Raw genomic sequence first — 13,214 nt, forward strand, 5'->3', positions numbered from 1 at the left:
TTACAGGTGGATTACCTCGTCGTAAGCATCGGCTACAGCCTCCATTACCGCCTCGCTCATGGTAGGATGCGGGTGGATGGCCTTAAGCACTTCATGGCCTGTAGTTTCTAATTTGCGCGCTACCACGGCTTCCGCTATCATATCGGTCACACCGACGCCGATCATATGACAGCCCAGCCATTCCCCATATTTCGCATCGAAAATCACTTTAACGAAACCGTCGGACGCCCCGGAGGCTTTTGCCTTACCGCTGGCCGAAAACGGAAATTTACCGACTTTGATGTCAAAGCCTTTTTCTTTGGCCTGTTTTTCGGTAAGTCCGACGGAGGCTATTTCGGGCATACAGTAGGTACATCCGGGAACATTACCATAATCTATCGGTTCAACATGCATGCCCGCTATTTTCTCCACACAGAGAATACCTTCGGCCGAGGCTACGTGTGCCAAGGCCTGTCCCGGTGTTACATCCCCAATCGCGTAGTAGCCGGGAATGTTGGTCTGGTAATAGTCGTTGACCATGATCTTATCGCGATCGGTGGCGATTCCAGTGGTTTCTAGACCTATATTTTCGATATTCGACTTGATGCCGACTGCGGATAGCACGATATCGGCTTCAATGGTTTCTTCGCCTTTAGAGGTTTTGATAAATACCGTTACCCCGTCTCCGCTGGTATCTACTTTCGTAACCTCCGATGAGGTCATGATCTTGATACCCGATTTTTTAAAACTACGCTCCAATTGTTTGGATACATCCTCATCCTCAACGGGAACGATATTCGGAAGATATTCCACAACGGTAACCTCTGAGCCCATAGCGTTGTAGAAATAGGCAAATTCGATTCCGATGGCACCACTACCGACAACGACCAATTTTTTGGGTTGGCTCTGTAGCGTCATTGCTTCCCGGTAGCCGATTATTTTTTTTCCGTCCTGTGGAAGGCTGGGCAGTTCGCGACTTCTAGCACCTGTCGCGATGATGATGTGCTCGGCACTGTATTCACTTTCCTTGCCATCGACATCTTTTACTGAAACCTTTTTCCCGGCTTTCAAGGTGCCGAAACCCTTTATGACTTCGATTTTGTTCTTTTTCATTAAAAATTGCACGCCCTTGCTCATGCCATCCGCCACGGTACGACTTCGTTTTACTACAGCGTCGAAATCCTTGTCGACGCCTTCGGCCACTAGACCGTAGTCGCCCGCATGCTGTAGGTATTCAAAAACCTGAGCCGATTTCAATAATGCTTTTGTTGGAATACAACCCCAATTAAGGCATACGCCACCAAGGCTTTCCTTTTCGATTATAGCCGTTTTCAAACCTAGTTGCGAGGCTCTAATAGCCGTTACGTAACCCCCCGGGCCACTACCCAAAACAATAACATCGAAATTGGCCATATCTGTAGTTTTATGTATTTAAAAGTGAATTTGTAGTTGTACAAAGCAGCTGCAAAAGTAAGCAAATCGAAGGCCAAAAACCAACTGGAAAATCCCAAAAAACAAATCGCATATTTCAATTTTTCAAGTGTGGTAACCTGGGATATGCTATAGGTGACTTCGTTGGATCAGCTTTTTTCTTCCTTGTTGAAATAAACCAGATAGTAATACATCTGTCGTTCTTCGTCCCAGCCTTTTTCAACAAATTTTTCAGCAGATTCAGGATTTATGAAATCCATCTTTATTTGAATATTCGTGTCGAGATTAATGACGTTCTTTATTTTTTTTCGGGCATCGGAGACGGCTTTATTGGCGATATCGAAATTCGAAACATCCTCAATACTGTACTTTGGTCCTTTTTCAACCTTGTAATGCTTGAATTCCGGAATCAGCTCTGGGTTTTCAATTACCTCGTTCAAAAACGAACTTTCTTCGAATGCGTCGTTCTTTGCAAAATGGTTAACCGCTCTATTCATAAACAAAACTTCTTGTTGCTTGTCCTCAGCGGGGAGAACGACATCTTTCGCAAAGTTCTGACAGAATTTTAGATAGTTTTTGGTATAGAAATTTTCATCTGCCAAGGCATCTACCCCTAGGAAGTTGTTGAGCCAATATTTTGCATCATAGCGATTGCTATCTATCGAGAGCACTTTGTACCCCTCTTCCTTTTCGACATTGAAAATTAGGCACCCCTTATCGAGTTTGTTAACGTTAATACCCTGTTGAACGATAATATCAAGGTTGTTCCCTTTTTCTTCCAACTGCAGGAAATCATGTTTCAACTCGCTTTTGAAAATACCTATGGCATCTACTTTGGTATTGTCCAGCATGACATTGGTCAAATGCGCGACATAGACCTCTCCACTTTTGATATGTGGATGATTGGACTGCTCGAACAAGTGTGTGGCTATTTTCTTCGAATTGAGGTGCAGTGTAGAAGGGTCATCAAAAATTCCGGACACGATTTTATGGATGTCGTTGAAGGTAACATCTATTTCGTTCGTCAATTTAAAATAGTTTTCCTCTTTTTCACGAAACGGTTTGAAAAAATACTCTTTTAAGAGTCCGTTGGTTTCGTCATTGAGTGTAAAAGGCTCCTCGGAAAGGAAAACACCCTCACTTTTATTCTTATTGCCAACGCGGTGCAACGAGATACTTTCGATTTGGGTAGGGTAAAGGTTGATCATGAATTCGCTATTTTGTTTTTAGTTCCGCATCGTCTGCACTTCATGTTTAAAGGGCGGAAATCTAGGTTTGTAAAATGATTACGTTTAGAACTTCAGGGCCTGAGGAAAGTTCAAGATTAAAAAGTTGTCCATTTTTTTAGTTCGCAAGTTTGAAAAGGATGGACAATACATTTTCCATGTGGCTTGAAAGCTCTGGGATTACGTATAAACTTTAATTCCAGTTCTCATCAAAATCCAAATCATCATAATTCTCGAAGGTATCGTCAAAATCGACCGTGGGTTCGGACTCGAAATTTTTCTCTGGGGGTGACTCGGGTATTTCCCCAAAACTAAAAAGTAGGTTCGGATAGGCGCGGCCATCTTCCTTTTCAACGATATCGGCTAGCTCGACAAAGAACGTCCACATAATTAAAAAGTCATATACATAGATAAGCTTCGGATTCTGCTCGCTCATGATATCCTCCAAGAAGGTCTCGTTCATCAATCGCGCACTTCCGTCACCATCATTGATATCGAACAGGGCGATTTCCTCATCTTGGTTCCAGTCATCATCGCATGTATAGAACGAGGCCATTTCGTTACCGAGAAAACCGAAAGCCTGGGTAATCGCATTGTGCAGCTCTTCCAACGAACTGCTTTCGGCAATTTCAATATCCCTAAAGACATCATCTTCGGCGTCTAGAATTATCCTGATTTTATAGATCATTTTTCCAAATTGGGTGGGGGCAAAGTTACAAAGTTTTATGGCTTCTTTTGGCATGTAGTGCCTCCAAAACCAAATAAAATTGCGTTCCGAAAAGGAGTGAGGCCAGAATAAGATGTACGGGTTGACTGGAAAAAGGAAAGTCGAAATAGTACATGATGACCCCACTAAGTACCTCCAGAAGAAGAATACCCAGCACCCAATCGATTTTGGTGAAGCCCAGATTTTCCTTGCGAATTTTAAAGGCGATGAATACGTTGAGCAGCACTACAGCGATAGAGAACGACCGGTGCACATAAAACTGAAGGGTAGGGTTTTCAAGCCAACGATCTTTCGCGACCTCTCCGACAAGGTCTATTTGTTCATCAACAAATTGACGTACCTGGGTGCCCAAAATTACCTGAACCAAGGTGATGCCGACGGCCAAGCTAAGCCACAAATAAATCGAGTTGCTCTTTTTGGATTCGATTTTTCTTTCCTTTGTCCGGTGGATGAGATAGAGCAGCATGGCCACGATTACCAGGGCCATTACCATATGAATGGTAATCTTGACCGGTTCTAAAACCGAATAGACTACTGTAGCTCCCAACCACGCTTGAAAACCCATAGCGAGTACTGTCAGCACGGATAGGATAGTCACTGCCCTGTTCTTTTTCCAATACCTTAAGGATATATAGGCCAACACTAATGTGGCCAAACCTGCCAACGCCCCCAAAAGCCTATTGATAAACTCGATCCAAGTGTGCCAAGGATTGAAGATAGCATATTCGTGTTTCGAATACGGCTCCCAATTTTCATCGGCATATTGCAATGGGGATATAAAATCGGATTTGGCGACCTTTAGCGATTCATTTCTAATAATTACCTGGCCCTCTTCATATGCCTTCTTTGGTGCCCACTCCAATTGTGATGCTTCGGTCGGCGGAATATAGTATCCAAAGCACTTCGGCCAATCCGGACAGCCCATACCACTTCCTGTCATGCGTACGATGGCTCCGGCCGCGATAACCAAATAGACTAGGATCAACGTTATTTTGGCACTTTTATGAAAGGAGTTTTGCATGGAAAGTTCGTTCATTAGACAACTGCAAAATTACCATATCTTTTACTGAAATGGCTTTCTAGCACATAAAAAAGCCTTTCGCGAAGGCGAAAGGCTTGGTGTTTTTTGAAGTACTCCGTCCTATTCCATGACAACGAATTCAGACCTTCGGTTTTCTTGATGTCTTTCATCAGGACAACTCTCGCGGGTAGTGCAGTCGTTTATCAATTTTGTTTCCCCGAAACCTTCAGCGGTTACCGTACCTTCTTGAACCCCATTGGCCAAAAGGTAGGTAACGGTGTTTTCGGCTCTTTTCTGAGATAGGGCCATATTGTATGCTGCACCTGCTTTACTGTCGGTATGCGATTGCACTTGTATTCTTATATCTGGGAATTGTTTGATGTATTCGATTACCGCTAACAGGGTTCTGGAGGCATCTGGCCTTATCTCGGCCTTATTCAAGTCGAAATACACAGGCCGAAGGTTTAGAAACTGAACCAGATCAATGCCGGGAACTGCTCTCTTAATCGATTTTTCCAAAGCGATATCGATTCCTTCGGTGTCGGTAGCGCCAATAACGGCGAATATTTCATCGCCTTCGTTATAGTCATCTTTGGAAGCCACCAATTTGTATTGCCCTTCTTTACAATCGCCTTCCAAACTAAAAGAACCATCATTTTCGCTTACCGTTTCGGAAACCTGTACATCCCCATTGTAGATGGCGACCTTGGCACCGGCCAAAGGCGATCCCGATTCTCGATTTCTAACGATACCGGTAACGGCGGTTTGGCAATCCAGATTTATCTTTTCGTTCTCTGTAAACCCATAGATGTCGTCTTCTCCTTTGCCACCATCCCGGTTAGAGGAGAAGAAACCTTTACCCTCTTTTATTATGAATGCAAAATCGTCATCAGCGCTGTTTATTGGTTTTCCTACATTTACAACATACGCATTGGCCGTATCCTCAAGCTTGGTAGCGAACACATCGAGCCCGCCCAGCCCTTGTTGGCCGTCAGATGAGAAATAGAGTACGTTCTTCTCGGTAACAAAGGGAAAAGTTTCCCTGCCTTCGGTATTGATTTTTTCACCAAGGTTCATCGGTGGACCTATGGTGCCATCACTGTTTAAATCGACCACGAAAATATCGGATTGCCCGATGGTGCCCGGCATATCGGATGCGAAATACAATTTATCGCCATTAGGGCTTAGCGTTGGATGCGCACATGAAAAATCGTCTCCATTGAAGGGCAATTCCGATATATTGGTCCATTTTCCATCCTTTAGTAAGGCACGAAAGATTTTTAACCTACTAACGCCTTCATCATCTCGAGAGAACCCTCCATTTTCAGAATTATTGCGCGTAAAATAAACCATCGTACCATCTGTGGTAAATGCGGTAGATGACTCATGGGTTTTTGCATTGAGACCATTCGATAACTTTTCCGAAGTAGTAAATTCCCCACTTGCAGAGGCATTCGTAGCATACAGATTTAAAAATGACCTGTTGTTCCATTGATGTATTCTCTTGACGACGCTACCGGAATCCCTAGCGGTAGAAAAAACGAGTTGTTCGCCATTAAATGACGGCGCAAAGTCGGATTGGGCCGAATTGAACGGGAGGTTTTCAATATCATATCTTCCCGATTGCTCTTCGATTCGGCTGCGATAATCCGGACTGCTCATAAAGATTCGTGCACGTACCTCGTTAGAATTCGCTGCGCTGTAGCGTTGCATCCATAGGTCTGATGCTTCATACTCCATGGTCGATTTTAACGAATTGGCATAGCGGAACATATAGTCGCTATCAACAGTTACCCCTTCGACCATAAAAAGTTTGCTGTACCAGGCCGAGGCATCCTCATAGCGGGCATTCAAATAGTTGGCATCGCCCAAGTTTTTGTAGATTTCCTCATCGGTGTATCCTTCTTTGACCAAACGCTCGTAATTTTCGATGGCATTGGCATAGGCGTAATCGTCGAATTGATTGTCCGCTTTCTTAGCTGTGCCACCTTGACCGTTCGCCGATACTATGGCTAAAATACCACTAATAGCGAATAATAATAGTTTCTTGTTCATCGTGTTATTTTTTAAAAGAATCGCGGTGTAATAACTTTCTTGTATCTCGTAAGGAACTCGTATCGCAACATTACCTCAAAAGAGCCGTCATTAAAGGTCGAATTACCAAGTTCCGTAATTTCCCTGTCATAGGCAACTCCTATCATGAACTGATCGGATATCTGAAAACCGAACAGGGCGCTAAAGGCAGCATCCCATCGGTAGGCAGCGCCTAGGGTAAATTTGTTGTTCAGCATAAAATTAGCGGAGAGGTCGATTTGTAAGGGCGCTCCGCTTACGGCTTTCACCAAGGCTGCCGGTTTGAACTTCAAATTCGGATTGAGATCGAATACGTATCCGGTAATCAAGTAGATATTCAAGCGCTCTTCCGCTAGGAAAGAAGCGCTACCGGCCGCTTCATCGAAGTGTTGTGTTTTTAAGAAGTTCGGTACCGAAAGCCCCGCATAGAATCTGTCGGTATGATAATAGATACCCGCACCAATGTTGGGTGAAAACTTCCTATCGATATTATCAAGGCCGGTGGTGTTCAATTCCGCCCTATAGTTGGCAAGCTTATTAAAATCGATATTCAAGAGATGACCTCCCGCCTTTACCCCAAACGATAATTTTCCTTCGGCACTGGTAGGGATGGTATAGGAAAAAGCAGCGTCAAAATATGTATCCTGATTCGTTCCATTACCTATTTCGTCATTTACGATCGACAATCCGATACCAACACGTTCGGAGACGGGGGTATGAAAATTGAGCGTCTGCGTTCTCGGGGCGCCATCAAGGCCTAGCCATTGCGACCTGTGCAGCCCGACGATACTAAGCACTCCTCTTGACCCGGCGTACGCAGGATTAACGGTTATCGTGTTATACATGTATTGTGTGTACTGCGCATCTTGTTGTGCCAACACACCTCCAAAACATGCTATAACCAATAGAACTGTTATAAATAATTTTTTCATGATATCGTGTTTGTATAGTATATAAATGGGTAATGTTTATCTGTTGACGTAAAGGTAGCCTGACCGGCTTGCGTTCGCCCCGTTGTTCATAAAATCGATTACATAAAAGTACACCCCTACAGGAAGTGCCTTGTCTTCCGATATGGTGGCTCTTCCTTCCGAAAATCCGCGGAAGTTATTATCGCCATTATCGTAGCCTGTAGTTTCATACACCAGAATTCCCCAGCGATTGTAAATACGAACCGTATTATTGGGAAAGGCCTCTATATTGTTTATCCTGAAAAAACCGGCATCTACTTGAGGCCCTACCAGGTCATTGTCTATAATGATATCGCAGGGTGTTCCCGAAGGAGGTATGCCACCACGTGAACTACACGGATCATCGGGATCGGTACCGTCCGTGATTTCCTGACCATTGGTAATGGTATCGCCATCGCAGTCGGCGGTCAAATAAGCGCCTGTTTGTTCCAATGAAACGCTGTTCGCATCGAAATCACAAGGGTCGGCAGGGTCGGTGCCATCTGAAAGCTCCGTACCGTTGGTCACTCCATCGCCATCACAATCGGAAATAAGATAGTCTCCCGAAGGTTCGACCGACACACTCTCAGGAATAAAGTCGCATGGGTCTTCGGGGTTTGTATTGTCGCGTATTTCCGCCCAATTTTGCACGCCATCGCCGTCGCAATCCGCCTCCATATAATCACCTGTCTGTTCAACGGTAATACTGGCAATAACAAAATCGCATGGGTCATCGGGATTGGTGCCATCAGCAATCTCTTGGGTGTCGAGAACCCCGTCGCCATCGGTATCCAGCACGACACAAGCAGAAGCATCCGTTGCATCGGTAACTTCCCCTACTATTCCCGTATCGTAGGCAGCAGCCGTAACCAGGCCATTTCCGTCAACAGCGGCCGGCGTTCCTGTTCCAAATTGTCCGCCATCACCACCGTCGGCGTCCGGACTATCATACGCCTCGTTCGCATCACTACAGCCATCGCCATCGCTATCTAAATTTAAATAATCAGCTGTTCCGTCATCTCCAGTGTCCGTTGGGGTGTTTCCACCTCCCGCTGAAGTCGGGATACCATCGCTTCCCGTATTATCCGCATTATCATCGTCATCATCTGCGGATCCGTTACCATCAGTATCAATTCCGCCAGATTCAATTACATCATGAATCCCATCGTTGTCGGAATCAAGATCTAATCGGTTCGCACGTAAATCCCCATCGTTATCAAAGTCTGGTAGTGCAGTGCCACCGTCACCAACTCCAACAGTTGTATTATCGTTAGTATCGATCGTATCGATAAAACCATCTTGGTCAACATCGACCATGGTCATAGGGTCTCCGGGAGTAGCATAATCTACTTGTCCGTCTGCATTGGCATCCGTGCCGCCAGCCTCGATGATATCGGCAATACCGTCGTTATCGGCATCAAGATCCAATCGATCTACCAAACCATCGTTATCGGAATCCAAGTCGGGTAAAGGGTTGGCCGCAATACCGTCATCCAACCCATCATTATTGGTGTCGATCATTGACATCGGGTCACCGGGAGTGGGGTAGTCTACTTGGCCATCACCATCCATGTCGTTTCCACTACCGGCTTCCAAAATATCTGGAATACCATCATTATCGCTATCCAGATCCAACGAATCTATAATACCGTCACCATCAGTATCTCCCGTGCCTTCAACAGTATCAAGGATTCCATCATTATCATCGTCAATGTCTACGTCGTCATCTATTCCGTCATTGTCGTTATCGGTCGTCGGAGGTAAAGGACACGCACTACTATCGGTATCATCGAGCACAGCGGCGGTGGTAGCTTGTCCTCCGGCAGCAAGAATGGGAATTCCATCGGCATCCACATTACCGGTAAACCTGCCGTTGGCATCCACATCGGAGATGTTGAACGACCCCGAACCTTCCAATGCATCCGGGCATCCATCTTCGTCGGAATCATTGTCCCGCCCATTTGAGATACCGTCACCATCGGCATCCGGGCAAACGAAAACATTGGCTGTGAAAATAATATTGGTCGCTTGGCCATCACCATTGTCATTGGCGTTTCCAGCGGAAATATCCACACCGGAAAGGCAATCGAAACTAAAACTTGTATTCAATACCCAGCCGGCACTGGAGGAATCCATATAGGGCAGGGCGTTTAAGCGAACGCCGGCCTTGGTATCGACCATCAGGGAAACCTCTCCGTTACTTCGGAGTAGAAGCTGCGGATTTCCCTCTCCTGTCCAGGGTGTCCACCGGCCGCTATCATCCGAGTCGAAAAGACCACCGGTATTGAATTCGGTCGTTGCCGCCCCAAACGTATTGTCCCAATTCGATTGATCGAAATACAGTACCTGTGTACCATCGACCAATGCTTGAAACCCGTCGTCGAAGGCATCGGATAAAATCACGAATTCGCAGCCGTCGTAAATATCCCCTCCATTCAAGGTGGTGCTTAGGTTAACGTCGGTCAAGAAAACACCTCCTGCGGTAGGCCCACCACTTACACCGCTTCCAGTTATGGTCAGAGGATAATTTCCCGTATCGGAGTCCGTAATATCGCCGGTCATATTTGCGGTCGAAGTGTTTCCGGCACATTCATCAGTATCTAAAATTCCATCGTTATCATCGTCGAGATCGGCGCTATCCGGCACACCGTCCAAATCGAAATCATCGGTCTGGCAGGCGTCGGGTACGGCATTGTTGTCGCGATCTAAGCTTGGCGAATCGATGTATAGATTAAAACCACCAACACCTTCGCGATTGGTAAGTCTTATTTCTATTTCTTCTCCTGGCGCCGTAGTGTAGGTGATAACGTCCGCAGCATCCAAGCTGGGTCTAAAGCCGATGATATCATCTATCAAAACCCCGTCGATGAATAGTTCTACATGGTCGTCTATGTAAGACCCGGGCAATCCTATGGTAATTTCGTTAGCTGCCGTGGCGGTTCTTGAAATGATCATTTGCCAACCACCATTGGCCACTACCGGATCAAATCCAGTGCCGATATCGGAGCGTGAATCGAAAACAGCGGAATCGAAAGGATTGTCCGAAATCGGAATATTCTCATCGGCATAGGCAAAAGGAAGTGCCGCCAAATCGGTATAGGCCTCTTCCCTCAATATCGGGGTGCCAAGAGCCGTTGAGCCGGCGACATGATCCTCAGACTCATTATAGGCATTGATATAACCAGGTTCGGTCAGTACTCCTTGAACCCCAAAATATCCCTGGTATAGTTCAATTTTCCATTGATGCGTCGGGATGTCCGTATCCTGAATACCATCCGCAGTTACGACAGTACAATCCTGGGCTTGGGCCGAAGCGAGGCTCAATACTAGAATTAGGATAAATGCTATCCCGCCTCCTAATCGAAAAAGAGGTCGTGTAGTCTTGCTTTTCATATAAAACAGTGAATTAGGGGTTAGTGTATGTTTATATAATTCGGAATTATATACCAGATTTCAATTTCGTAACTTTTTAACAAATCTATAGCCGTAAAAGCAGAAAATTGGGGATGCAACGCTGATTTTTCGATGAAATCAACTATATTTTAGATATATGTATTTTATCGTACAAATTTATTAAGAATTTTTGCTTATTTAATACGGAATATTATTTCTTCTTGAGTTGGAGACCCAATTCACTACCTTTTTCAATCATATACTTTCTGGCCGCAGCATATTCATTAGGTATTTCACCTTCCAATATCGCTTCTTTAATGGCTTCTTTGATGATCCCGATTTTCTTGGACGGCTCAATTTGAAAAGCTTTCATAATGTCGGCACCGCTAATCGGAGGCTGAAAATTACGAATTTGGTCCCGTTCTTCTACTTCGGTGATCTTTTGGCGCACCAGTTGGAAGTTATTCTTGTATCGTCTTTGTTTTTTGGGGTTTTTGGTGGTAATATCCGCCTCGCATAAAGTCATCAGGTCATCTACATGATCACCTGCATCGAATACCAACCTACGCACTGCGGAGTCGGTAGTGGAATCTTCGGACAAAACGATAGGTCTTGAACTCATGAGCACCATTTTTTGAACGAACTTCATCTTATCGTTCAGTGGCATGCGTAGGCGTTTGAACAGTTTATACACCATTTTTGAGCCAACAAATTCATGGCCGTGAAACGTCCAACCTATTTTTTTATGGAATTTTTTGGTCGGTGCCTTACCGATATCGTGTAGCAAAGCGGCCCAGCGTAACCAAAGGTTATCGGTGGTTTGGGCGATGTTATCCACCACCTCCAAAGTGTGCCAAAAATTGTCTTTATGCCGTTGCCCTTCTATTTCCTCAATGCCCTGCAACGCGACCAGTTCGGGCAGAATATAGGGCAATAACTCGGTCTTATGTAATAATGCAAAGCCGGTTGAAGGTTTCTTGCTCGCCAAGATCTTATGGAGTTCGTCAACGATGCGTTCGCTTGAAATGATCTTGATTCGAGCTTTATGTTCTGTAATCGCCTGAAGTGATCGCAATTGAATGGTAAAGCCCAACTGGGTCGCGAAACGAATGGCGCGCATCATCCGCAACGGATCATCAGAATAGGTTACACCGGGTGCCAAGGGTGTGCGTATCAATTTTCGTTCAAGATCCCCAAGGCCGTCGAAGGGGTCCAATAAATCCCCATAATTACTTGTATTCAACGAAAGCGCTAAAGCGTTTATCGTAAAATCCCTTCGTTTTTGATCGTCTTCCAAAGTCCCGTTTTCGACCATCGGCTTTCTACTATCGCGGTCGTAACTCTCTTTTCTTGCACCGACGAATTCAACCTCTACATCGCCGGACTTGATCATGGCGGTACCAAAGTTTTTGAAAATGGAGACTTGTGGTTTACCCTCCATCTTTGACGCTACTTTCTGGGCCAGCAAAATGCCACTACCCACGGCGACTATATCAATATCTTTTGCTTGTCCTCGCTCGAGAAGGAAATCACGTACGTATCCACCGATCACATAACATTCCAAATCCAATTCGGTCGCAGCTTCGGCGATGATTTTAAAGACAGGGTTTTGTAATGCTTTGGAGTAATTCTGAATTCGCATATGTTCTAAATAATTCTCTTGATAATCGCCTTTATGAAACAGGCCATTGGAGTTTTCTTATCATAAGTTGACAATTACCATTTTGTCATGAAATGTCTGATTTCGGTAAGATTTGATCTTCACATCGAAATGCCTAGTCTTCATTTCAGCAAAGCCATAAAACACAACTGAATACTGACCCGCACAACGGCACTAGCATAAAATCGGAAGTTAGGTTCGAATGACTTTTACCGTGGCATCGCTGCTCAATTTAATAATTGACGATGGCGCGCCGTTCTCTTTATCGCGGTACAAAGCTACGGCATAGTCGACACCTTTTAAAATGGTATCGCTGATTTGGCCGAAGTTTTTGGGAGTGGGTTCCCCGGAAATATTGGCCGAGGTAGACACCAGTGGTTTCTTAAAATTGTTGATAAGATACTGACAGAACTTGTCTGAGGCTATACGAATACCTAAAGTGTTATCTTCGGCAACGAGGTTTTTGGCAATGCCCCTAGGTTGGTCATATATAATAGTAATCGGCCTTTCACTGAGGTCGATAAGGTCATAGGCCACATCGGGAATATGATCCACATATTTTTCCAACATAGCGTCGTTGGCAACCAAACACAATAGTGCTTTACTGTCGGCCCTTTTCTTAAGGGAATAGATTTTTTGAACGGCCTCCTCGTTCGTGGCATCACAACCAATGCCCCAAATAGTATCGGTGGGGTAAAGGATAAGTCCCCCTTTTTCCAATACTGAAATTGCTTTTGTTATCTCTTCGAGCATA

9 protein-coding genes are annotated in these 13,214 nt (G+C 44.9%); all 9 read right to left on the bottom strand.

All coding sequences use genetic code 11. The annotated features are described in order from the left end of the window. Positions 1–1,392: a dihydrolipoyl dehydrogenase gene (lpdA, locus tag FGM00_RS04145; protein ID WP_138851693.1), complete on the bottom strand. Its 1,392-nt coding sequence runs from the start codon at positions 1,390–1,392 to the stop codon at positions 1–3. A 167-nt stretch (positions 1,393–1,559) separates the two neighbouring features. Continuing rightward, entirely contained in the window at positions 1,560–2,618 is a 1,059-nt protein-coding gene (locus FGM00_RS04150; RefSeq protein WP_138851694.1) for a nucleoid-associated protein, read from the bottom strand. 211 nt (positions 2,619–2,829) lie between these two features. Beyond that, positions 2,830–3,324 carry an IS1096 element passenger TnpR family protein gene (locus tag FGM00_RS04155; protein WP_138851695.1) on the bottom strand — a complete coding sequence of 165 codons (495 nt, stop codon included), beginning with the start codon at positions 3,322–3,324 and terminating at the stop codon, positions 2,830–2,832. Between the two features lie 25 nt (positions 3,325–3,349). Then, on the bottom strand, positions 3,350–4,384 hold the full coding sequence (locus tag FGM00_RS04160) for a COX15/CtaA family protein (protein WP_138854612.1): 1,035 nt from the start codon (positions 4,382–4,384) through the stop codon (positions 3,350–3,352). Positions 4,385–4,504: 120 nt separating this feature from the next. Next, positions 4,505–6,439, bottom strand: coding sequence for an OmpA family protein (locus tag FGM00_RS04165; protein WP_138851696.1), 1,935 nt, complete (start codon positions 6,437–6,439; stop codon positions 4,505–4,507). 11 nt (positions 6,440–6,450) lie between these two features. Further along, positions 6,451–7,389, bottom strand: coding sequence for a PorP/SprF family type IX secretion system membrane protein (locus FGM00_RS04170; RefSeq protein ID WP_138851697.1), 939 nt, complete (start codon positions 7,387–7,389; stop codon positions 6,451–6,453). A gap of 36 nt (positions 7,390–7,425) precedes the next feature. Then, on the bottom strand, positions 7,426–10,800 hold the full coding sequence (locus FGM00_RS04175; protein ID WP_138851698.1) for a gliding motility-associated C-terminal domain-containing protein: 3,375 nt from the start codon (positions 10,798–10,800) through the stop codon (positions 7,426–7,428). 211 nt (positions 10,801–11,011) lie between these two features. Continuing rightward, positions 11,012–12,442: a CCA tRNA nucleotidyltransferase gene (locus tag FGM00_RS04180; RefSeq protein ID WP_138851699.1), complete on the bottom strand. Its 1,431-nt coding sequence runs from the start codon at positions 12,440–12,442 to the stop codon at positions 11,012–11,014. A gap of 210 nt (positions 12,443–12,652) precedes the next feature. Next, positions 12,653–13,213 (bottom strand): L-threonylcarbamoyladenylate synthase, encoded by a 561-nt coding sequence (locus tag FGM00_RS04185; RefSeq protein ID WP_138851700.1) that lies wholly within the window; start codon positions 13,211–13,213, stop codon positions 12,653–12,655. Between the last annotated feature and the right edge of the window lies 1 nt (position 13,214).

Origin of the sequence: Aggregatimonas sangjinii (genome assembly GCF_005943945.1) — a bacterium.
In the GTDB taxonomy this organism is placed as follows: Bacteria; Bacteroidota; Bacteroidia; order Flavobacteriales; family Flavobacteriaceae; genus Pelagihabitans; species Pelagihabitans sangjinii.